Annotated in this window: 23 protein-coding genes and 1 riboswitch; of the genes, 12 read left to right on the forward strand and 11 right to left on the reverse strand. The window is 64.6% G+C overall.

From position 1 onward, the window contains the following. Nucleotides 1–181 precede the first annotated feature (181 nt). Nucleotides 182–988, forward strand: a complete 807-nt coding sequence (locus WA950_RS06355; RefSeq protein ID WP_424550846.1) for an undecaprenyl-diphosphate phosphatase — start codon at nucleotides 182–184, stop codon at nucleotides 986–988. A gap of 39 nt (nucleotides 989–1,027) precedes the next feature. Here WA950_RS06355 and WA950_RS06360 read toward each other — a convergent pair whose 3' ends face one another. The 7 genes from WA950_RS06360 to dnaN all read right to left on the reverse strand — a co-directional run bounded on the left by WA950_RS06360 (nucleotide 1,028) and on the right by dnaN (nucleotide 6,067). Beyond that, on the reverse strand, nucleotides 1,028–1,177 hold the full coding sequence (locus WA950_RS06360; RefSeq protein ID WP_424550847.1) for a hypothetical protein: 150 nt from the start codon (nucleotides 1,175–1,177) through the stop codon (nucleotides 1,028–1,030). Between the two features lie 254 nt (nucleotides 1,178–1,431). Further along, the gene (locus WA950_RS06365; RefSeq protein WP_424550848.1) at nucleotides 1,432–2,412 is read right to left on the reverse strand and encodes a complex I NDUFA9 subunit family protein; all 981 of its coding nucleotides are present in this window, start codon (nucleotides 2,410–2,412) and stop codon (nucleotides 1,432–1,434) included. A 121-nt stretch (nucleotides 2,413–2,533) separates the two neighbouring features. Beyond that, nucleotides 2,534–2,821: a DUF1330 domain-containing protein gene (locus WA950_RS06370; RefSeq protein WP_424550849.1), complete on the reverse strand. Its 288-nt coding sequence runs from the start codon at nucleotides 2,819–2,821 to the stop codon at nucleotides 2,534–2,536. A gap of 18 nt (nucleotides 2,822–2,839) precedes the next feature. After that, the gene (gene pyrF / locus WA950_RS06375; RefSeq protein WP_424550850.1) at nucleotides 2,840–3,538 is read right to left on the reverse strand and encodes an orotidine-5'-phosphate decarboxylase; all 699 of its coding nucleotides are present in this window, start codon (nucleotides 3,536–3,538) and stop codon (nucleotides 2,840–2,842) included. A 2-nt stretch (nucleotides 3,539–3,540) separates the two neighbouring features. Beyond that, on the reverse strand, nucleotides 3,541–4,122 hold the full coding sequence (locus WA950_RS06380; protein ID WP_424550851.1) for a histidine phosphatase family protein: 582 nt from the start codon (nucleotides 4,120–4,122) through the stop codon (nucleotides 3,541–3,543). An 8-nt stretch (nucleotides 4,123–4,130) separates the two neighbouring features. Further along, nucleotides 4,131–4,733 carry a phospholipid N-methyltransferase PmtA gene (pmtA, locus tag WA950_RS06385; RefSeq protein ID WP_424550852.1) on the reverse strand — a complete coding sequence of 201 codons (603 nt, stop codon included), beginning with the start codon at nucleotides 4,731–4,733 and terminating at the stop codon, nucleotides 4,131–4,133. Nucleotides 4,734–4,948: 215 nt separating this feature from the next. Beyond that, nucleotides 4,949–6,067, reverse strand: a complete 1,119-nt coding sequence (gene dnaN, locus WA950_RS06390; RefSeq protein ID WP_424550853.1) for a DNA polymerase III subunit beta — start codon at nucleotides 6,065–6,067, stop codon at nucleotides 4,949–4,951. Between the two features lie 211 nt (nucleotides 6,068–6,278). Between dnaN and rsmI the strand changes: the two genes are divergently transcribed. The 9 genes from rsmI to WA950_RS06435 all read left to right on the forward strand — a co-directional run bounded on the left by rsmI (nucleotide 6,279) and on the right by WA950_RS06435 (nucleotide 15,654). Beyond that, the gene (rsmI, locus tag WA950_RS06395) at nucleotides 6,279–7,208 is read left to right on the forward strand and encodes a 16S rRNA (cytidine(1402)-2'-O)-methyltransferase (protein WP_424550854.1); all 930 of its coding nucleotides are present in this window, start codon (nucleotides 6,279–6,281) and stop codon (nucleotides 7,206–7,208) included. After that, nucleotides 7,198–7,566, forward strand: a complete 369-nt coding sequence (locus WA950_RS06400) for a YraN family protein (RefSeq protein WP_424550855.1) — start codon at nucleotides 7,198–7,200, stop codon at nucleotides 7,564–7,566. The genes rsmI and WA950_RS06400 overlap by 11 nt, the downstream gene beginning before the upstream one ends. Before the next feature lie 102 nt (nucleotides 7,567–7,668). Then, nucleotides 7,669–8,967, forward strand: coding sequence for an extracellular solute-binding protein (locus WA950_RS06405; protein ID WP_424550856.1), 1,299 nt, complete (start codon nucleotides 7,669–7,671; stop codon nucleotides 8,965–8,967). 68 nt (nucleotides 8,968–9,035) lie between these two features. Beyond that, complete coding sequence (locus WA950_RS06410; RefSeq protein ID WP_424550857.1) at nucleotides 9,036–9,917, forward strand: ABC transporter permease subunit; 882 nt, start codon at nucleotides 9,036–9,038, stop codon at nucleotides 9,915–9,917. Nucleotides 9,918–9,930: 13 nt separating this feature from the next. Further along, nucleotides 9,931–10,773: a sn-glycerol-3-phosphate ABC transporter permease UgpE gene (gene ugpE, locus WA950_RS06415; protein WP_424550858.1), complete on the forward strand. Its 843-nt coding sequence runs from the start codon at nucleotides 9,931–9,933 to the stop codon at nucleotides 10,771–10,773. Nucleotides 10,774–10,784: 11 nt separating this feature from the next. Then, the gene (locus WA950_RS06420) at nucleotides 10,785–11,900 is read left to right on the forward strand and encodes a sn-glycerol-3-phosphate import ATP-binding protein UgpC (RefSeq protein WP_424550859.1); all 1,116 of its coding nucleotides are present in this window, start codon (nucleotides 10,785–10,787) and stop codon (nucleotides 11,898–11,900) included. Continuing rightward, complete coding sequence (locus WA950_RS06425) at nucleotides 11,897–12,889, forward strand: endonuclease/exonuclease/phosphatase family protein (protein ID WP_424550860.1); 993 nt, start codon at nucleotides 11,897–11,899, stop codon at nucleotides 12,887–12,889. Before WA950_RS06420 ends, WA950_RS06425 begins: the two co-directional genes overlap by 4 nt. 80 nt (nucleotides 12,890–12,969) lie before the next feature. Continuing rightward, nucleotides 12,970–13,914, forward strand: a complete 945-nt coding sequence (gene gshB / locus WA950_RS06430) for a glutathione synthase (protein ID WP_424550861.1) — start codon at nucleotides 12,970–12,972, stop codon at nucleotides 13,912–13,914. Nucleotides 13,915–14,121: 207 nt separating this feature from the next. Beyond that, entirely contained in the window at nucleotides 14,122–15,654 is a 1,533-nt protein-coding gene (locus WA950_RS06435) for a YifB family Mg chelatase-like AAA ATPase (protein ID WP_424550862.1), read from the forward strand. A gap of 65 nt (nucleotides 15,655–15,719) precedes the next feature. On the opposite strand, the gene cysK is transcribed toward WA950_RS06435, so the two are convergent. The 4 genes from cysK to dut form a co-directional block, all read right to left on the reverse strand. Beyond that, a complete protein-coding gene (cysK, locus tag WA950_RS06440) occupies nucleotides 15,720–16,688 on the reverse strand; it encodes a cysteine synthase A (protein ID WP_424550863.1) in 969 nt (322 codons plus the stop codon). A 130-nt stretch (nucleotides 16,689–16,818) separates the two neighbouring features. Beyond that, nucleotides 16,819–17,436, reverse strand: a complete 618-nt coding sequence (locus tag WA950_RS06445; RefSeq protein WP_424550864.1) for a LysE family translocator — start codon at nucleotides 17,434–17,436, stop codon at nucleotides 16,819–16,821. Nucleotides 17,437–17,626: 190 nt separating this feature from the next. Continuing rightward, the gene (locus WA950_RS06450; protein WP_424550865.1) at nucleotides 17,627–18,511 is read right to left on the reverse strand and encodes a GNAT family N-acetyltransferase; all 885 of its coding nucleotides are present in this window, start codon (nucleotides 18,509–18,511) and stop codon (nucleotides 17,627–17,629) included. Nucleotides 18,512–18,515: 4 nt separating this feature from the next. Further along, the gene (gene dut / locus WA950_RS06455; protein WP_424550866.1) at nucleotides 18,516–18,989 is read right to left on the reverse strand and encodes a dUTP diphosphatase; all 474 of its coding nucleotides are present in this window, start codon (nucleotides 18,987–18,989) and stop codon (nucleotides 18,516–18,518) included. Nucleotides 18,990–19,082: 93 nt separating this feature from the next. Here dut and WA950_RS06460 point away from each other — a divergent pair, with 93 nt between their 5' ends. After that, a complete protein-coding gene (locus WA950_RS06460) occupies nucleotides 19,083–20,663 on the forward strand; it encodes a peptide chain release factor 3 (protein ID WP_424550867.1) in 1,581 nt (526 codons plus the stop codon). A 51-nt stretch (nucleotides 20,664–20,714) separates the two neighbouring features. Further along, a riboswitch (TPP riboswitch) is annotated at nucleotides 20,715–20,811 on the forward strand. A gap of 42 nt (nucleotides 20,812–20,853) precedes the next feature. Beyond that, complete coding sequence (thiD, locus tag WA950_RS06465) at nucleotides 20,854–21,663, forward strand: bifunctional hydroxymethylpyrimidine kinase/phosphomethylpyrimidine kinase (RefSeq protein WP_424550868.1); 810 nt, start codon at nucleotides 20,854–20,856, stop codon at nucleotides 21,661–21,663. The last annotated feature ends 3 nt before the right edge of the window (nucleotides 21,664–21,666 follow it).

Raw genomic sequence — 21,666 nt, forward strand, 5'->3', positions numbered from 1 at the left:
CTTTTACTCGATGTGCGGAAGGGGCATTGCCGGGCCTACCGCATCATGCGGAACTGATTTGGCGACGGCCGATTTGACGAACCTATAGAAATTTGATGGTACAAACACAAGCGAATCGGGCTTTTTGCCGGATGTCCGCTTCTCCATTGCGCCTTTCCTTCCCTTTTCCCAAGGAACTTACATGGCAGACCAGTCGATCGTCAGCGCCCTCATTCTCGGTCTCATCGAGGGCCTGACCGAATTCATCCCGGTATCGTCTACCGCTCACATCCTGCTGGCCGGACATTTTCTCGGTTTCAAGTCGCCGGGCAACAGCTTTGCCGTTCTGATCCAGCTCGGCGCGATTCTCGCGATCCTCTCCGTCTATGCGGCAAAGCTCACGCGCATCGCCTTCGCGCTGCCGTCGAGCCCGGAGGCGCGGCGTTTCGTCGTCAGCGTGCTTGTCGCCTTCCTGCCGGCCGCCGTCATCGGGGCGATCGCGCATGATTTCATCAAGACGGTGCTGTTCGAGACGCCGATGCTGATCTGCATCGTGCTGATCATCGGCGGCGTCATTCTCTATGTGATCGACCGGCTGCCGCTGCAGCCGCGCTATACGGATGCGATGAAATACCCGCCGTCGCTCGCCTTCAAGATCGGCCTGTGCCAGTGCCTGGCGATGATCCCCGGCACCTCGCGCTCGGGGGCAACGATCGCCGGAGCCCTGTTGATGGGCACGGACAAGCGGTCTGCGGCGGAGTTTTCGTTCTTCCTCGCCATGCCGACCATGCTCGGCGCCTTCACGCTCGATCTCTACAAGAACCGCGAAGCGCTCTCGTCGGACGACCTGCTGGTGATCGGCGTCGGTTTTGCCGCCGCCTTCGTCGCGGGCCTCTTCGTCGTGCGCAAGCTGCTCGACTTCGTCTCGCGTCGCGGCTTCACGCTGTTCGCCATCTGGCGGATCGTTGTCGGCGCGCTGGGCCTTGTCGCCCTTTTGATCTGGGGATGAAAGACCGGCTTCGGCCGGCCTTTTCAGGCTGGCCGGGGCTTACTCGACCGATGCGGTCGTGCAGGGATCGACGCCGTAGGCCGGCGAACAGCCGGGCTTGCTGGCGGAAACCGTCGAGGGCGCGACAAAGGATCCGGCCACGATGATCAGAGCCGAAAATCCGAAGAAGAGTGCAATTGCCTTGCCCATTTGCGCCGAAAGCCTCTCAAAGTGCTGAAATGCGCCGTTGCATGACCCTCATGCAATACGCGGCGCGGGCGGTGTTTATTCGCTGGTCCGGCTACAATCAATATCGTGCCATGCTGAATCGCGCGTAAATGCCGCAACGCATTTTTTAACCGCTGCATAAGTGCAACAGCAGGCCCAAGGCGCTTTGGGAAAAACCAGAGCGGCCGCCGCCGGGATTGCCCCTGCGGCGGCCGCTCCGATTGGAAAAAGAGGCTTCAGACCGTCTTGTCGATCCGCGTGAACTGGCCCTGCGGACGGTAGCGCACGAGGTAGCTCGGCAGGATCGCCTCGACGAGTATCGGCTCGATGCCGATGGCCTCCAGGGTGCGGCCCTCGCTGCGGGCAGCGTCCGAGACGATGTTGTCCGAGCGCAGCAGCGTCACCTGGTCGGGGGTCAGCGGCGGCTTGACGAAAGGCACCAGCGAGGCGATGGAGCCGATTATCGAGGCGATGCTGAAGGGCAGGGAGACGAGCGGCTTCTTGCGGTCGACCACCTGCAGCATCAATTCGAGACACTGGCGGAAGGTCAGGACTTCCGGGCCGCCCAGTTCGTAGATACGGCCGCGTTCGATCGAGCCGTCCACCGAGCGGGCGACCGCTTCCGCGACGTCGTCGACATAGACCGGCTGGAACTTCGTGTGGCCGCCGCCGATCAGCGGCAGGACCGGCGCATAGCGCGCCATGGTCGCGAACTTGTTGAAGAATCCGTCTTCCGGGCCGAAAATAATGGACGGGCGCAGGATGACGGCATCCGGCACGGCGCGCAGCACGGCGGCTTCACCGCGGCCCTTGGTGCGGGCATAGGTGGAGGCGGACTTCTCGTCGGCGCCGAGTGCGGAAATATGGGTGAGCCCGGCGCCGGCGTTGCGCGCGGCCTCGGCGACGGCGCGGGCGCCAAAATCCTGCACGGCGTCAAACGTGTTGCGGCCGGCCTCGAACAGCACGCCGACGCAGTTGACGACGTGATCGGAGCCTTCGACAGCCCGATCGACCGACTGGCGGTAGCGCAGGTTCGCCTGGACATAGGAGATCTGGCCGACGCCGCCGATCGGCTGGAGGAAGCCGGCAAGGTCCGGCCGGCGCACGGCGACGCGGATGCGGTAGCCGCGGCGCGCAAGCGCGCGCACCACATGACGCCCGACGAAGCCCGAGCCGCCGAAGACGGTGACGAGCGGCGGGAGGTTGGACAAGGTCATGAGGCTGCTCCTGGAGAATAGGATGGTAGTAGGTGAGGCCTACATAGCCCAAACCGTCCGCGAGGTGAAGCGCGGCGAAGCGTCTCTTCTGCCGGTTTTGCAGGCCTATGCGGGGCTTGGCTCAGAGGCCTTCCACGACCACCATTTCCGCGTCCGCCACTTCCTGGCGGATGGCGGCGGCGATCTGGTATTCCGGCGAATTGTAGCAGTCGACGGCGGCCTGGAGCGAAGGAAACTCGATGATCACGTTGCGCGCACGCACGCGGCCTTCCAGTTGCTCGAACGCGCCGCCGCGGGCGATGAACTTCGCGCCGTACTTTTCGAAAGCCGGCTTGGCGGCGGCGACATAGTCCTTGTAGCGCTCGGTGTCGCGCACATCGACCTGTGCAATCCAGTAGCCCTTCGACATGTCTCTCTCCCTTTGCATTTATGCTGTCAGTGCGCCGTCCATCTCGGCAAGGATCGCTTTGGCTGCGGCCAACGGATCGGCGGCCTTGACGATCGGGCGGCCGACGACAAGGTGGCTGGAGCCGGCCTTCAGGGCGTCGGCAGGCGTCATCACGCGCTTCTGGTCGCCGAGATCGGCGCCTGCGGGGCGGATGCCCGGGGTGACGATCGCCATGTCGGAGCCGACGATCTTGCGCACGGCGCTCGCCTCTTCGGCGGAGCAGACGACGCCGCCCATGCCGGCGATGCGCGCCTGTTCGGCGCGGCGCAGCACCAGCGTGTGCGGATCGTATTCATAGCCGGCGTCGATGACGTCCTTGGCATCCATGGAGGTGAGGACCGTGACGCCGAGAAGGCACAGGTCGGAACCCTTCGCGGCGGAAACAGCCGCGGCCATCGCCTTGGGATAGGCATGCAGCGTCAGCATGGACATGCCCATCTTGACGACGTTCTCAACGCCCTTGGCCACCGTGTTGTCGATGTCGAGCAGCTTCATGTCGAGGAAGACCTTCTTGCCGTCCTTGGCAAGGTCGCGGGCAAATTCCAGGCCGCCGGCAAAGACGAGCTGGTAGCCGATCTTGTAGAAGAGGGTGGAGCTGCCAAGCGTCCGGACCACTTTTTCCGCCTCCGCGATGGTCGGTACATCGAGGCCAACGATCAGGCGGTCGCGCGCGGACATGGTCAAAACCCTTTCCAAGATTCCATTGGCGTCCAGTCGCATGTGACGCTTCGGTCCGCAAGCCGGAAAGCGAAAAGATTGCCGCCACCGGGCGGCTGGTCGCCATCCCGGCGGATCGGCGTGCCATTGAGGTGGCATTTCAGCAGCGTGCCGACGCCGCCATGGCCGACAAAGGCGATCGGAACGGCCGGATCGTGCCCGGCAAGCACCCGCTCGACGGCCGAGACGATGCGCGCCTGTGCGTCCACCGCGCGCTCCCAGCCGTGAAAGCTTTCCGCAGGATGGGCAAAGAACCAGTCGGCGGCGTCCTCGAAGGCGTCCGGCGGCAGGAAGCCGGTGGCGGAACGATCGTTTTCGCCCATGGCGTGGTCGGTTTCGACGGCAGCGCGACCGGCGCACAGAATATCCGCCGTCTCGATCGCCTTGCGCTCGGTGCTCGCCACGAAGCGGCCGATCTTGCCTGCCCAGCCGGCGGAGGCGGCCAGCAGGCTGCGCTCCCTACCGCGTTCGGAAAGCCCCCAGTCGGGCACGGGTATGGCGGGGTCGATCAGGACCTGCGGATGAGTGATGTAGATCGCGAGCACGGTGCCGCTCAATGGGTGCGGCGGTAGGTCCACAGCTGCGCCGGCGGAATGTTGCGCACGACGAAATCGAGATGTGCGATCTGGTAGCGATCCGGCATGGCGACGACCGGTGAAAGCGGCCCGTAGGAAATCTGCACGACGGGGCGACCGACCGGAATGCGGGAGAGCAGGTCCTCGATCAGCGACACGCGCTTGTGCATGGGGAAGTTCAGCAGCGGCACGGCGGATATGATGCTGTCGAAGGTCGTGTCGCGCATGTCGCCGAGTGTCTTGTCGAGATCGAAGGCATCGCCGTTGATGAAATTGACGCCGTGGAACCGCTCGACCAGGTAGTTGTAGAAGTCCGTCGAGAATTCGATGGAGGTCAGCTTCTCCGGCGCAAGGCCGGTTTCAAGGATCGCCTTGGTGATGACGCCGGTGCCGGGTCCAAGTTCAAGGACGGGAAGGCCGGAGGCCGGGGTGACGACGCTGGCCATGCGGCGCGCGGTGATGGAAGACGTCGGGATGATGGCGCCAACCGCCTTCGTGTTGCGCACCCAGCCTTTGAAGAACCGGATCTCGGTGTCGAATTTCTTGCCGAGCCGTTCCTTCACTTTAACGCGCAACGTCATGGTACTCCCCTTCATGGTCGCTATCTGGCCGGCAGTGGATTTCATTCCATTCTGCGTCGTTTGACCGTTCGCGAATATGTGACGCGATTTGCGTCAAAAACAAGCCTGATTGCGTCGCCGCCGGCAAGTTTTCTTCCGGCGGCACCGCTGGTTACAAAAAAACCCGCCGGCAGCCGGCGGGTTCCACAATGGTTTCCCGGTGCCGGCAGGCTGGTCTATACGCGCATCGGCATGAGGACGTAGAGCGCGTCGTCGCCGGCAAGGTCGCGCACCAGCGTCGGCGAGCCCGGATCGGCAAGCATGAACACGGCTTCCGAGCCGGAAAGCTGCGCGGTGATGTCGAGCAGGTACTTTGCGTTGAAGCCGATTTCGAGCGGATCGTTCTCGTAGCCGACAGCCAGTTCTTCCGTCGCGCTGCCCGAATCCGGGTTGTTGACGGTCAGCGTCAGCTGGCCATCGGCGAGCGCCAGTTTCACGGCGCGGCCGCGCTCGGACGAAATGGTGGAAACGCGGTCGACGGCCTGCGCGAAGGACTGGCAGTCGATCTTCAGTTCCTTGTCGTTGTTGGTCGGGATCACGCGCTGGTAGTCCGGGAAGGTGCCGTCGATCAGCTTGGAGGTCAGCACGATCGAGCCGATGGTGAAGCGGATCTTCGCGTCGGAGACTTCCACGGTGACGGTGAGGTCCGGATTGTCGACCAGCTTCTGCAATTCGCCGACCGTCTTGCGCGGGATGATGATGCCCGGCATGCCCTCGGAGCCTGACGGGGCTTCAATATCGGCGCGCGCGAGGCGGTGACCGTCGGTGGCGACGGCGCGCAGCTTCAGCTGGCCGTTGCTTTCGATCGTGTGGATGAAAATGCCGTTGAGATAGTAGCGGGTCTCTTCCGTCGAGATCGCGAACTGGGTGCGATCGATCAACATCTTGAGGTCCGTCGCCTTGAGGCGGAACGTGTGCGAGAAGCTGCCGGCGGTAAGGTCCGGGAAGTCCGATTGCGGCAGGCACTGCAGCGAGAACTTCGAGCGGCCCGAGGCGACCGTCATCGAGGCGCCGTCGGCGCTCGTGGCCAGCAGCACTTCCGAGCCGTCGGAAAGCTTGCGCACGATATCGTAGAGAAGGTGAGCCGGAACGGTGGTGGCGCCCGCCTCTTCCACCTGGGCAGGTGTCGCCTCGGTGATCTCCAGGTCGAGGTCGGTCGCCTTCATGTCGAGGCTGGCGCCCTCCGAACGGAGCAGCACGTTCGAGAGGATCGGGATCGTGTTGCGCCGTTCGACCACGCGATGGACGTGGTTCAGCGACTTCAGAAGATTGGACCGCTCGAGAGTAATGCGCATGGAACTGTACCGCTTTCGACCGCTAGCACGCCGGGAGCCGGCGCGGCATTGCCTTGAAGTCCCGGCCGGGGCCGGAAGATGTGGAGGGGCAAAATGGCAGAAGTTCCGGCAGGATTGCAAGTGCTAACGGTGTGTAGAGCGCGTTCCTCAACGGCTGTCCCTTGCCGGGGCCTTTTCGCTCGCCCATAAGGAGACAAAAGAAAGGTGGCAGATGATGCGGGAAGACTTGACGGCAAGCGGGGCAGGCGAGGGCGGAAAGACGTTTCGCCTGCATAATGCCGTCATCCCGGCCCGGCCGCTGGAGCCGGCGCTCTACCTGGTCGCGACGCCCATCGGCAATCTCTCGGATATCACGCTGCGGGCGCTGGAAACGCTGGCCGGCGCCGACGTGCTCGCCTGCGAGGACACGCGCGTCACCCGCGTGCTGCTCGACCGCTATGGCATCGTCAACCGGCCCTATGCCTATCACGAGTACAATGCCGACGACGTCGGGCCACGGTTGATTGCCGCGCTCGATGCCGGAAAATCCGTGGCGCTCGTCTCCGATGCCGGCACGCCGCTCGTTTCCGATCCGGGTTATCGGCTGGCGCTGCTTGCCATTGCGGCCGGCCATCGCGTCGTGCCCATCCCCGGCGCCTCCGCGCCGCTTGCCGCGCTTGTCGGCTCGGGCCTGCCGAACGATGCGTTCTTCTTCGCCGGGTTCCTGCCCTCCAAGGACAAGGCGCGGCGCGATCGCCTCGCCGAGCTTTCGGCCGTTCCGGCAACGCTGATGTTCTTTGAATCGCCGCACCGCATCGCCGCGACGGTGGTGGCCGCGGCCGACGTGCTGGGCGAGGCCCGCCCGGCCTGCGTGTGCCGGGAGCTGACCAAGACCTTCGAGGAATTCCGCAGGGGCTCGCTTGGCGAGCTTGCCGCCCATTATGGGGACGGGCACACTGTCAAGGGCGAGATCGTCTTCGTCATCGGACCGCCGGGCGAGGCGGCCGCCCCCGATGCGGCGGATGTCGACCGGCTGCTGGCAATGCTCGTCAAGGACATGTCGGCCGGCAAGGCGGCGACCGAGGCGGCGCGCCAGACCGGCCTGCCGCGGCGCGACCTCTACCAGCGGCTCATCGACCTGAAGGGCGGCGATGCGGGATAGGCCGGCGGATCCGAAACGGCTCAGGGCCTTCCGCCGCGGACACGTCTCCGAATATATCGCCGCGCTTTACCTCACCGCCAAAGGCTACCGCATCCGCGCCATCCGCCATCGCACGAAACTCGGCGAGATCGACATCATTGCGCAGCGGGGCGACCTTGTCGTCTGCGTCGAGGTAAAGGCTCGCCGCGACGTGGACAGCGCCGTCTTCGCCGTCACCGCAACCGCCCAGCAACGCATCCGCTCCGCCAGCGAAATCTGGCTTTCGCGCCAGCCGGACGCCCACCGCCTTTCGCTGCGCTACGACATCGTCGCGGTCCTGCCCTGGCGGTTTCCACGGCATTTTGTGGGCGCGTTTTAAGCAAAAGGAAGATGTAACGAAAGTGACATGAAAGTGTAGCGCGTCTGTCATGGCCGCTCATTAGTGCAGCCTCACACCAAGTCCGGTGAAGAGGAGCAACCCATGTTCAAGCCGCTTTCCCTCGCAGGTTTCGCACTCGCCGTTACCGCTACCACGTCGCTTGCCGCGACCAATATCACCTGGTGGCACGGCATGGCCGGCCGCAACGGCGAAGTCATCAACGAGGTCGCCCAGAAGTTCAACGCTGCGCAGAACACCTGCGCGCTGACGCCGGTTTCCAAGGGCACCTACGAGGAAGCGCTTGCTTCGGGCATCGCCGCCTTCCGCGCCGGCGAGCAGCCGAACATCCTCCAGGTCTTCGACGCCGGTGCGGCGACGATCATCAACGCGCCGGGCGCCGTCATCCCCGCTGAAGACCTGATCATCGGCGCTGGCCACACATTCGACCGCGAAGCCTTCATCGAGGGCGTGCGCTATTTCTACGCCGCGCCGGACGGCAAGTTCGTCGGCATGCCGTTCAACTCCTCGGCGCCGATCATGTATGTCAACACCGAGGCCCTCGAAAAGGTCGGCGCCGAAGCGCCGAAAACCTGGGAAGAGTTCGAGGCGCTGGCCCCCAAGCTCAAGGAAGCCGGCTACCTGCCGCTCGTCCAGTCGCAGCTCACCTGGCAGTTCACCGAAAACTTCTTCTCGCGCCACAACATCCAGTTCGCGACGAACAACAACGGCTACGATTCGGTCACCGACACGAAGATCAACATGACGGATCCGAACCTCGTCATGATGTTCACCAAGCTCAAGGCCTGGGCTGACGAAGGCTACTTCGGCTACTACGGCGCCGGCTGGAACGACAACCAGAAGCTCTTCGAAGACGGCAAGGCCGCCTTCTGGATCGGCTCCTCCGGTTCGTTCGGCGGCCTCCAGAAGACCGCGCAGAAGCCGTTCTCGGCAACCTTCCTGCCCTATTGGCAGAGCGTCGATGGCGCCGGCACCAACACCTTCATCGGCGGCGCGGCGCTCTTCGCCATGTCCGGCAAGACGGAAGAGGAAAACAAGTGCACGGCCGACTTCTTCCAGTTCCTGACCTCGCCTGAAATCCAGAAGTTCTACCACCAGGCAACCGGCTACGTCGCCATCACCAAGGCGGCCTATGAACTGGCGAAGTCCGAAGGCTACTACGAGAAGGCTCCGGTTGCCGAAGTCGGCATCCAGCAGCTCATGCTGAAGTCGGGCGACTGGTCGAAGGGCTACCGCCTCGGCTTCTACCCGCAGATCCGCGAGATCATGGAGCGCGAATACGGCCGCATCTTCGCCGGCGAAACCTCGGTCGAGGACGCCCTGAAGACGATCGAGACCGAAGCGAACGACCTGCTCGCCCGTTTCGCCAAGACCGCCGGCTGATCCCGGTCAACCGCTGAAATCCGTGCCGGGGGCGTCCTGCTCCCGGCGCGCTGTACTGAAGGTGGCCCATGAAGCGCGTCCAGTTCTCGTCGCCCTATCTGCCCTATCTGTTCCTTGCGCCGCAGATGGCGATCATCGCCGTGTTCTTCTACTGGCCGTCGATCCAGGCCATTCAGTCGTCCTTCTATCTGGAGGATCCGTTCGGCTTCGGCTCCACCTTCGTGGGCCTGTCCAACTACGCCGATGCGATCGGCTCGGCGCAGTACCAGTCGATCGCCCGCTTCACGGTGGTCTTCACGGCGCTCGTCACCTTCCTGTCGCTCGGGCTCGGCATGTTGCTCGCCGTCAAGGCCGATGCGGTCCTGAAGGGCAGCTCCACCTACAAGACGCTGCTCATCTGGGTCTATGCCATCGCCCCGCCGGTCGCCGGCCTGATGGGCATGATGTTCTTCGACCAGCATATCGGCCCGCTGGTGAAATTCGCCGCCCTTTTCGGCTGGGACATGAAGGTCGGCCTCAACTACAACGACACGGCCATCGCCATGGTCATCGTGTCGGTCTGGAAGCAGATCCCCTACAATTTCATCTTCATCCTCTCGGGCCTGCAGAGCATTCCGGTCTCCGTTCGCGAAGCCGCCGCCATCGACTGCCGCTCCGGCACGCGGCGCTTCTGGACGATGACGCTGCCGCTGCTTGCGCCGACCGCCTTCTTCCTGCTCATCATCAACATGACCTATGCGCTGTTCGACACGTTCGGCGTCATCGACGTGATGGTGAAGGACAAGGCGGCCAACAACCCGATCACGCTCGTCTACAAGGTCTATATGGACGGCTTCCGCGGCAACGATCTCGGCGGCTCCTCCGCCCAGTCCGTCATCCTGATGATCGTCGTCTTCGTCCTCACCATCTTCCAGTTCCGCTTCATCGAGCGGCGCGTGCACTACAATTGAGAGGGCGCCCGCCATGAACCGTCTTCGCCTTTTCGATCACTTCGTCCTCCTCGTCGGCGTCTTCGTGATGGTCGCGCCGGTGGTGGTTGCCTTCATGACCTCGACCCACGAGGCGGCCGATATCCACCGCAACGGCCTGTCCCTCACCTGGGGCGGCAATTTCACCGAGACCTACAACACCGTGCTGACGCGCAAAGGCGGCTTTACCGGCGAGATTACCGGCGCGCGGATGATCTGGAATTCCCTGATTCTGGGTGTGGGTTTTGCCGCCGGCAAGATCGTGTTGTCCATGCTGGCCGCCTATGCCATCGTCTATTTCCGCTTCAGGCTCGGCACGCTGTTCTTCTGGATGATCTTCACGACGCTGCTGCTGCCGCTCGAAGTGCGCATCGTTCCCTCCTACGAGGTGATGAACAAGCTGGCGCTCACCAACACCTATACCGGCCTCATCGTGCCGCTGCTGGCCTCTGCCACCGGCACCTTCTTCTTCCGCCAGTTCTTCAAATCCGTGCCGGAGGAGCTGCTGGAGGCCGCGCGCATCGATGGGGCGGGGCCGTTCAAGTTCTTCATCGACGTTCTGGTGCCGCTCTCGCGCACCATGATCGCGGCCATCTTCATCATCATGTTCGTCTATGGCTGGAACCAGTATCTCTGGCCGACGCTGATGACCACGGACGAGCGCTTCTTCACGCTGGTGCGCGGCATCAAGCAGATCCTGCTTGTCTGGGTGGGCTCCAACATTCCCGATTATAACGAAGCCTTTGCGCTGGCGATCCTCGCCATGCTGCCGCCGGTGATGATCGTCCTGATCTTCCAGCGGTGGTTCATCAAGGGTCTCACCGAAAGCGACAAATAAGGAGTCTTCCGATGGCATCGATCGGCATCCGGGACGTATCCAAGATCTACAATGGCGGCGTTACCGCAGTCAGCTCCATCAATATCGATATCGCCGACGGCGAGTTCATCGTGCTCGTCGGCCCCTCCGGCTGCGGAAAGTCGACGCTTTTGCGCATGGTCGCGGGGCTGGAGACGATCAGCGACGGCGAGGTGACGATCGGTGATCGCATCGTCAACGATGTCGATCCTGCCGACCGCGACATCGCCATGGTCTTCCAGAACTACGCGCTCTATCCGCATATGACGGTCTACGAGAACCTCGCCTACGGCTTGAAGAACCGCCGCACGCCGAAGGCGGAAATCGATGCGCGGGTGGCGGAAGCCGCCCGCATGCTGGAGCTTCAGCCCTATCTGGAGCGCAAGCCCCGCGCCCTTTCGGGCGGCCAGCGCCAGCGCGTCGCCATGGGCCGCGCCATCGTGCGCAAGCCGTCCGCCTTCCTCTTCGACGAACCGCTCTCGAACCTCGACGCCAAGCTGCGCGTCTCCATGCGCGGCGAGATCAAGCGCCTGCAGCGCCGCGTCGGAACGACCTCGATCTATGTCACGCATGACCAGCTGGAGGCCATGACGCTCGCCGACCGGCTCGTGGTGCTTTCCGGCGGCCGGATCGAGCAGATCGGCCGCCCGCTCGACGTCTACCACCGACCCGCCTCCACTTTCGTGGCAAGTTTCATCGGCTCGCCGGCCATGAACCTCGTGAGGGGCGAGCTGCATGGCAGCAGGCTGGCGATCGGCCCGGTCCTGATCGATCTCGGACCGGTGGTCCCGACGCAGGGCGCGGTGACTGTCGGCCTGCGCGCCGAGGACCTGCGCCTGCACCAGGATGGGCAAGGCCCGCTGCCGTTCCGGATCGACTATGTCGAGGAGCTGGGCGCCCAGCGCCTCGTGCACGGTCTTGTCGGGGACCAGCCGCTTACCGTGGCTGTCTCCTCCGAAATACCGCTGCCGGAAACCGCTTCGCTCTCGATTGCGCCCGCAAGGCTGCACTTCTTCGACAGCGCGAGCGGCCTGCGCATCGACTGGTCCGGCGCGGAGAATCTGCCGCTCACCACCGTTCCCCTCGCCATGGAGGTTGCCGCATCATGATCCGCACCACCGTCGACCGGCTTGCCGCGCCAAGCCCGAAAGACCGCGCAGCCATCGCCACGCTGGAAAAATCCATTGCCGCGCATGATGGCCGCATGGCCGAGCTTGCCTGCATGAACGCGGTGGAGGCCGGCGGCCGCGCCGAGCGGGCCGAGCCGCTGCCCTTTCCCTTCACCGTCGCGGCCTGGAACCTGGAGCGCTGCCTGTTTCCGCTGCAAAGTGCCGAACATCTGGGCGCGACCGGAGCCGAAGTCGTGCTGCTGTCCGAAATGGACGACGGCATGGCCCGCACGCGCCAGCGCCACACGACGGCGGAGGTCGCCGAGGAACTCGGCATGGCCTATCTCTATGGCGTTGAGTTCATCGAGCTTGGCCTCGGCTCCGCCACGGAACTCGAATTTTGCAAGGACGATTTCAACCGCCGCGGCCTGCATGGCAACGGCCTGATGTCGACCGTGCCGCTGCACGAGCCCTTCCTGCTGCGGCTGGAAGGCGAGCGTCTCTGGTTCATGGGCGAGGTCGACCAGCCGCGCCTTGGCGAGCGCATGGCGATTGGCGGGGTGATCAACACCGAAGCCGGCTCGCTCGTCGTTGTCTCCACCCATTTCGAAAGCGCCGCCACCGCGGATTACCGCGAGCGTCAGATGACCGGCTTGATGGATGCGCTCGACGTGGCCTTTCCCGGCCTTCCCGTCCTCATCGGCGGCGATCTCAACACGGGCAACCATGCCGGCGGCGATTTCGAGGTCGAGGGTCTTTTTGCGCGGGCTGCCGAGCGCGGCTTCACCCGCCACGGCGGCCCGATCGACGGCATGACGACGCGCCCTAGCCTCATCACCCGCTGGCCTGAGCGGGCCATGAAGCTCGACTGGTTTCTGTCGCGTGGTCTTGCGGTTTCGCAAGCGACGATCGTCTCCTCGCTCTCTCCCGCCGGCAAGCCGCTTTCCGACCATGATGTCATCACCTGCCGCATCGACGGTTTTGCCTGACATGCCCTGGCTGCATGGCGCCCCGTTGCCATAGTGCCTGACGCATCCTAAATGTGTCAGGCATCCTCAGGGGACTTTTCATGGCAAAGATCAAGAACGTCGCGGTCCAGATGGACCATGTCTCGACCATCACCATCGCAGGCGATTCCACCTTCGCCATGAGCCTCGAGGCGCAAAGCCGCGGCTACAAGCTCTTCCACTATACGCCCGATCGGCTGAGCCTGCGCGACGGGACGGTCTATGCCACCGTCGAGCCGATGAAATTGCGCGAGGTCAAGGGCGACCACTACACGCTGGGCGAGCCCGAGCGCGTCGATCTGTCGACCATGGACGTGGTGCTGCTGCGCCAGGACCCGCCCTTCGACATGGCCTACATCACCGCGACGCACCTGCTGGAGCGCATCCACCCCAAGACGCTCGTCGTCAACGATCCGGCCTGGGTGCGCAACTCGCCGGAAAAGATATTCGTCACCGAATTCGCCGACCTGATGCCGGCGACGCTGATTACCCGCGATCCGGAAGAAATCCGCCGCTTCCGCGACGAGATGGGCGACATGATCCTGAAGCCGCTCTACGGCAATGGCGGCGCCGGTGTCTTCCATTCCACCAAGGACGACCGCAACCTGTCCTCGCTGCTTGAAATGTTCGGCCAGATGTTCCGCGAGCCCTTCATCGCCCAGCAGTATCTGCCGGACGTGCGCAAGGGCGACAAGCGCATCATCCTTGTCGATGGCGAGCCGGTCGGTGCGATCAACCGCGTTCCCGCCGAGCACGATGCGCGCTCGAACATGCATGCCGGCGGCCGCGCCGAAGCGACGGAGCTGACGGCGCGCGAGAAGGAAATCTGCGCCCGTATCGGCCCGGCGCTGCGCGAGCGCGGCTTTATCTTCGTCGGCATCGACGTCATCGGCGACTACATGACCGAGATCAACGTGACCTCGCCGACCGGCATCCGCGAGGTCAAGAAATTCGGCGGGGCCGATATCGCGGCTCTGCTCTGGGACGCTATCGAGCACAAGCGCTGAGCGGATCGGAAAGGCAAGGCGGGGCCTGCGTTCGCGAACGTCCCGCCTTCGTTCCGCAAATACAACCGCATACAACCCGTGCGCGGAAATCCTGTTCGCAAGTTCTATAATTGTTCTTGTTTCATTCCGTATTCCATGCCAGATTTGCATATGCAACCCAGGGGCGGCTCATGAGGCCGTTTTCGGCCAGGGCGAGCGGGGGCGATCATGGTGGCACGGGTCGGTACGATTGCGTTTCAGGGTATCGAGGGCGTGCCCGTGGACGTCCAGGTCATGGTCGCGCCCGGCAAGGTCGGCATGCAGATCGTCGGCCTGCCGGACAAGGCGGTCGCCGAAAGCCGCGAGCGGGTCCAGGCCGCGCTTCACGCCTCAGGACTCTCGCTGCCGCCCAAGCGTGTCACGATCAATCTCGCGCCTGCCGACCTGCCGAAGGAAGGCTCGCATTACGACCTCGCCATCGCTCTTGGCCTGATGACGGCACTCGGCGCGGTGCCGGGCGATGCGCTGGAGGACTATCTCGTCATCGGTGAACTCAATCTCGATGGCACGATCGCGCCCGTCGCTGGCGCGCTCCCCGCCGCTATGGGCGCCAACGCGCTGGGCAAGGGGCTTGTCTGCCCGGCGGAAAACGGCGCGGAAGCGGCCTGGGCTGGTCGCGGGCTCGACGTTCTGGCGCCGCGGAGCCTCATTGCCCTCGCCAATCACTTCAAGGGCAGCCAGGTGCTGTCGCGGCCGGTGCCGGCGATCCGCGCACCGGCTTCGAACCTGCCGGACCTTGCCGATATCCGCGGCCAGGAAAGCGCCAAGCGGGCGCTGGAAGTCGCCGCTGCCGGCAGTCACAATCTCCTGATGGTTGGCCCGCCCGGATCGGGAAAGTCCATGCTCGCCGCGCGTCTTGCCGCCATCCTGCCGCCGCTGTCGCCGGCGGAACTGCTCGAAGTATCGATGATCCATTCCATTGCCGGCCAGCTCTCCGGCGGCCGCCTGTCCGATCGCCGGCCGTTCCGCACGCCGCATCACTCCGCCACCATGGCCGCCCTTGTCGGCGGCGGCGCGCGGGCAAGGCCGGGCGAGGTCTCACTCGCCCACAACGGCGTCCTCTTTCTTGACGAGCTGCCGGAGTTCTCGCCGCAGGCGCTCGATGCGCTGCGCCAGCCGCTCGAAACGGGTGAATGCATCATCGCGCGGGCAAACCACCGTGTCAGCTATCCCGCCGCCGTGCAGCTCGTCGCCGCCATGAACCCCTGCCGCTGCGGCATGGCGGGCGAACCGGGCCGCAGTTGCGCCCGGGGCCCGCGCTGCATGAGCGACTATCAGGCGCGCGTCTCAGGGCCTCTGATGGACCGGATCGATATCCGCATCGACGTGCCGGCCGTCTCGGCGACGGACCTCCTTCGCCCCTTGGCGGGCGAGACCAGCGAATCCGTCTCCCGCCGCGTCGCGGCAGCCCGCGCCCTGCAGATCGACCGCTTCGCCCGTCTCGGCATGGGTTCGGTCACGAGCAATGCCCGCGCCTCGACGACGCTCGTCGAGACGATGGCCGAACCCGATCCCGGCGGGCTGCAGCTTCTGCGCGATGCGGCGGAAAAGATGTGTTTTTCCGCGCGCGGCTATCATCGTGTGCTGAAGGTGGCCCGTACGCTTGCCGATCTCGATGAAGCGCCGATCGTCGGGCGCATCCATCTGGCGGAAGCGATTTCCTATCGCATTGCCGGCGAGCGGCTGGTTGCGGCGGCCTGAGGCCGGCGCGGTGGCGTGGTAGCCGCCGCGCGACCCGTTCGACGCTCCAGACGGGCGGTTACCCTTCAGGCTCCGAGCCCCTCGAAGAGCGCGGTGGAAAGGTAACGCTCGGCGAAGGAGGGGACGATGACGACGATGGTCTTGCCGGCATTTTCCGGGCGGCTGCCGACCTTGACGGCGGCGGCCAGCGCCGCGCCGGAGGAAATGCCGACCGGCACGCCTTCCAGCCGCGCGACGAGGCGGGCATTTTCGAAAGCCTCGTCATTGGAAACGGTCACGACCTCGTCATAGATCGCCTTGTCGAGCACGGCCGGGGCAAAGCCCGCGCCGATGCCCTGGATCTTGTGCGGGCCGGGATTGCCGCCGGAAAGCACCGGGCTGTCTGCCGGTTCGACAGCCACGACCTGGAGGCCGGGCTTCCTTGCCTTCAGCACCTGGCCTGCGCCGGTGATCGTGCCGCCCGTGCCGATGCCGGAAACGAGAATGTCGACCGCGCCTTCGGTGTCGTTCCAGATTTCCTCGGCCGTCGTCTTGCGGTGGATTTCCGGATTGGCCGGGTTTTCAAACTGCTGGGGAATGACGGCGCCCGGAATGGTGGCGGCGAGTTCCTCGGCCTTGGCGATCGCGCCCTTCATGCCTTTCGGACCTTCGGTCAGCACCAGCTCGGCGCCGAGAAGCGCCAGCATCTTGCGCCGCTCGATCGACATGGTCTCAGGCATGGTGAGGATGAGGCGATAGCCCTTGGCGGCCGCGGCAAAGGCCAGCGCGATGCCCGTATTGCCGGAGGTCGGCTCGACCAGCGTGGATTGGCCCGGTGTGATCTTGCCCTGCGCTTCGAGCGCCTCGATCATCGCCACGCCGATGCGGTCCTTCACCGAGGCGATCGGATTGAAGAATTCAAGCTTGGCGAGAAGGTTGGCGCCGACGCCCTTTTCCCGGGCGAACTTGTCGAGCCGCACGATCGGCGTATCGCCGATGGTCTCGGTGATAGAGGCATAGATACGGCCGCGGCCAGGTTTGCGGGTGTCGGTCATTGGATGCTCCTCGGTTCTCGTTGCGGGAGAATGTAGGAGGGAATCCAGCCTTAGACGAGTCCGGATTTGGCGGCGAAAACGCAGAAAGCGGAATAAACGGCTTTTCAACCGGCAAAAGCCGGATCGTCCCTCATGCCGCGCGCGTCGCGATATAGGCGGCGGTGCCGGCAAGGATGCCGGCCGCGATCCGGTTCAGCCGCTGCAGCGCCTTCGGCTGCTTGAGGAAAAGCCGGGCGCGCGAGGCGAGCGCGATGTAGGGAATGACCACGGCGAGCAGAACCGCAAAGGTGGCGACCAGCAATATGCCGTAGTCCTTGAGGCCGATCGTGTCGAGATCGATCAGGGTCGGGACCAGCGCGACATAGAAGAGCATGGATTTCGGGTTGCCTGCCGTCACGAACAGGCCGGAAAGGAAGGAGGCGGTCATGCCGGTCGAACGCCGTGCCTCGATATCCTGCGGCAGGAGGCCGGACGTCCAGAGCTTCCAGGCGAGGTAGGCGAGATACAGCGCTCCAGCGATCTTGATCAGCATGAAGGTCGTGGTGAAGCTCTGCGCGATAAAGGAAAGCCCGAGGATCACTGCGGTCAGGTACGCCATGTCGCCGATAATGACGCCAAGGCCCATGAAGAAGGTCGAGCGGAAGCCGGAGCCGAGGGCGCGGGCGACGATCGCCGTGATCCCGGGGCCTGGAATGATGGCGGCGATGAACAGAGCCCCGCAATAGGCGAGGAGGGCGGCGAGGGTCATGGAAGGCTCCTTGGACAAGCCTCCATATCGCCGGCGGACGATTCCGGCAATGGGCGTGCGCGCGCTTGCCGCGACCGAGGCACGGAACCGTTCTTGTCATCCGTCATGGGAGCGCCGCCGTGTCGACCGGGCCAGCTGTGCCGCCCTCGCTCTCATCGCACTCCGCATGGCGACGGACGCCCGCCGCTGATCAGAATTCGGCCATCGGCGGCAGGGCGAAGGGGTGTTCCGGCCGCAGGTCTTTTGCCGAGCGGAGCATCAGGGCCATCTCGCCTTCATCCAGGACGGCCTCGCCGTCCCATGCGAGATGATCGGGCGCAAAACGCACGGTGACGCTGGCTGCCTCGATCTTCAGGCTGGCCACGATGTCGGCAAGACTGGGGATTTGCGCACCAACGATATCCATGAGGTCAAGGCTGCCGTCGAGGCCTGCCTGCCAGGCGATGACGGTGTTCTCCTCGATCAGGTCGAGCCGCAAATCGGGCATCAGGGATGCGTTGAAGAGGAACATTTCCAACTGCCGGAGCGGCGCGAAACGGTCGGATACCGGCCGGCGGGCCTTGAGCAGACGGCGCAGCAGGGTGATATCGGCATCGTTCGCCATATCCAGTCGGCGGACTTGTCCTGCCGTTCCGCCGGTGGGTGCCGGGCCGGTGAAATGGTGCTGTGCCAGCGTGCGAAAACCGTAGCGTCCGTAAAGGTCCGGCGTGTCGGTCAGAAGCAGGATCGCTTCGACGCCTTCCGCGTCGCAATGATCAATCGCAGCCTCCATCACGTTGCGGTAAAGGCCGCGGCCGCGATGGCTCGGCCGCACCGCGCCGGATTGCAGGCCGGCCGCCCGCACGAAGGCGCCGTTGATGACGAGGGGCATCGAAAAGGCGCTGATATTGGCGATGCAGGCGCCGGTCTCGTCGAACCAGCCGAAGGGAACGGTGGTCGGGTCCGGTCCGCCGAGCCGGTCCATGATCGTCACGTCGATGTCGAACGTGTCTTCGAGCAGGCCGGCAAGGGCGCGCCAGGCGGCGGTATCGCCAAGATAGTCCGAACGAAAGATCAGGCCTTCCCGGTCGGACATGGCTTTAGCGCACGCCGGTGGAGCCGAAGCCGCCGCTGCCACGGGCAGTCTCGCTCGCTTCCGTCGCCTCGCGCACGGCGACCTGCGTGACGGGGGCGATCACCATCTGGGCGATGCGCATGCCGCGCTCGATGACGAAGGGCTCGTCGCCGAGATTGGCGAGCAGCACCTTCACCTCGCCGCGATAGTCGCAGTCGACGGTGCCGGGCGTGTTGAGGCAGGTAACGCCGTTCTTGAAGGCAAGGCCGGAGCGCGGGCGGATCTGGCCTTCATGGCCCTGCGGGATTTCGAAGATGAAGCCGGTGGGCACGAGCGCCCGTTTTCCGGGCTCCAGCGTCAGCGGCGCGTCGGCCTCCACGGCCGCGCGAAGATCCATGCCGGCAGCGCCGGATGTCTCGTAGGCGGGAAGCTCGATGCCCGCGCCATGCGGCAGGCGAACGAGGCGGAGCGTGGGCTGGGAGGGGGTGTGCGCGTTCATGCGCTCATAAGCCGATCCGCACGCTACCCCGTCAATTGCATCTTTCCGGCTGAGACTGTAAAGAGCGCGGCAACTCACAGGATATTGCAGAAAATGACCGAAACCCTTGCCGAGGCGGTCTCCCGCCGCCGCACCTTCGCGATCATCGCGCACCCGGACGCCGGTAAAACAACCCTCACCGAAAAACTGCTTCTCTTCGGCGGCGCCATCCAGCTCGCTGGCGAGGTCAAGGCGAAGAAGGATCGTATCCAGACCCGCTCGGACTGGATGAAGATCGAGCGCGAGCGCGGCATTTCGGTCGTCACCTCGGTGATGACCTTCGAATACAACGGGAATGTATTCAACATTCTCGATACGCCCGGCCACGAAGACTTCGCTGACGATACCTACCGCACGCTGACCGCGGTGGATGCCGCTGTCATGGTCATCGACGCGGCCAAGGGTATCGAGCCGCGGACGCTGAAGCTTTTCGAAGTCTGCCGCCTGCGCGACATTCCGATCATCACCTTCGTCAACAAGATGGACCGCGAGAGCCGCGATACGTTCGAAATCCTCGACGAGGTGGAACAGAAGCTGGCGCTCGATACGGCCCCAGTCACCTGGCCTGTCGGGCAGTCGAAAACCTTCTGCGGCTCCTATCATCTTTCCGATGGAACCTTCCGCGGCTCGGACACGCAGGTGCAGCCGACGAAGGTCGACGATGCGTCGATCGTTGCCCGGAACCTGCCGGAAAACGACCGCGCCGCCTTCATCGAGGAGCTGGAGCTTGCCCGCGAGGCGTGCCGCCCGTTCGATCGCGAGGCCTTCCTCGAAGGACACCTGACGCCCGTCTTCTTCGGCTCGGCGCTCCGGAACTTCGGCGTGCGCGACCTGATCAACGCGCTCGGTGACTTCGCGCCGCCGCCGCGCGACCAGGTGGCGGATGTGCGCAAGGTCCATGCCTCGGAAGACAAGATGACGGCCTTCGTCTTCAAGATCCAGGCGAACATGGACCCGAACCATCGCGACCGCATCGCCTTTGCCCGTGTCTGCTCCGGCATGCTGGAGCGCGGCATGAAGGTGCGCCTTGCCCGCACGGGCAAGACGATCGGCCTGTCGGCGCCGCAATTCTTCTTCGCCTCGCAGCGCCAGCTTGCCGACACGGCCTATGCCGGCGATGTGGTGGGCATTCCGAACCATGGCACGCTGCGCATCGGCGACACGCTGACGGAAGGCGAAGCGCTGGTCTTCGAGGGCGTTCCGAACTTCGCGCCGGAAATCCTGCGCCGCGTGCGGCTGGAAGATGCGATGAAGGCGAAGAAGCTGAAGGAGGCGCTCCAGCAGATGGCGGAAGAGGGCGTCGTGCAGCTCTTCTCGCCGGAAGACGGCTCGCCCGCCATCGTCGGCGTCGTCGGTGCGCTGCAGCTCGACGTTCTGAAGGAGCGGCTCTCGGTCGAATACGGCCTGCCCGTCTCGTTCGAAATGTCGCGCTTCTCCGTCTGCCGCTGGGTTTCGTCCGACAGTGCGGCCGAACTCGACAAGTTCGTCACCCAGCGCCGCGGCGATATCGCCCGCGACCTCGATGGCGATCCGGTGTTCCTTGCGCAGGATTCCTTCTCGCTGCGCTACGAGGCGGAGCGCTACCCGGCGATCAAGATGGTCGCCATCAAGGAATATCACGTCAGCAAGGCGTAACGGACGCCTGTCACTTTCAAGGTGACAGGCGCCCCATCATTTGCGAAAACATCGCCGAGACAGGGGCGTCCGTCGCAAGACGGGCTGAGAAGCACCCTTTGAACCTGAACCGGATCATGCCGGCGGAGGGAGTCGAACGGCCGCCGCATCGCCGGTGCCCGAAGGCTGCCTTCCCCTGCGAGGAGGCGAAATGACCGACGCAATCGCAAATATTCTCTCGATAGCAGGCTCCGATCCTTCGGGCGGCGCCGGCATCCAGGCGGACCTCAAGACCTTCGCAGCCCGCCGCACCTATGGCATGGCCGTGCTGACCGCGCTGACGGCGCAGAATACGCAGGGCGTTTCCGGGGTGCATCCCGTACCGCCCGCCTTCGTCGCGGCACAGATCGCCGATGTCTTCAGCGATGTTCGCGTCGATGCTGTGAAGATCGGCATGATCGCCTCGGCGCAGATTGCAGAAGCGGTGGCATCCGCGCTGTCGCCGCATCGCCGCGTGCCCGTGGTGCTTGATCCGGTCATGGTCGCCAAGGGCGGCGCCTCGCTTCTGGCGCGGGAGGCGGTCGAGGCTTTGACAGGCCGCCTGCTGCCGCTCGCCACGGTTCTGACGCCGAACCTGCCGGAAGCGGCTGCGCTGCTCGGCGAGCCTGAAGCCACGGACAGGGCGGGCATGGAAGATCAGGCCAGGCGGCTGCGCGCGCTCGGGCCGAAGGCGGTGCTGCTGAAGGGCGGCCACCTGCCGGGCAGCGAGAGCCCGGACGTGCTGGCGACGGCGGAGGGGGCGTTCTGGTTCGAGGGCGTGCGCATCCTGACGCGCAACACCCATGGCACCGGCTGCTCCCTGTCGAGCGCGATTGCTGCCGAACTCGGCAAGGGGCGGGGGCTTGCCGATGCCGTTGCGGCGGCAAAGGGCTTCATCGCCGGGGCGGTGCGCCATTCGGACAGGCTCGCCGTCGGTTCCGGCCACGGCCCGCTTCATCATTTCCATGCGCTCTGGGACTGAGCG

It is taken from the genome of Shinella sp. (assembly GCF_049651085.1).
In the GTDB taxonomy this organism is placed as follows: domain Bacteria; phylum Pseudomonadota; class Alphaproteobacteria; order Rhizobiales; family Rhizobiaceae; genus Shinella.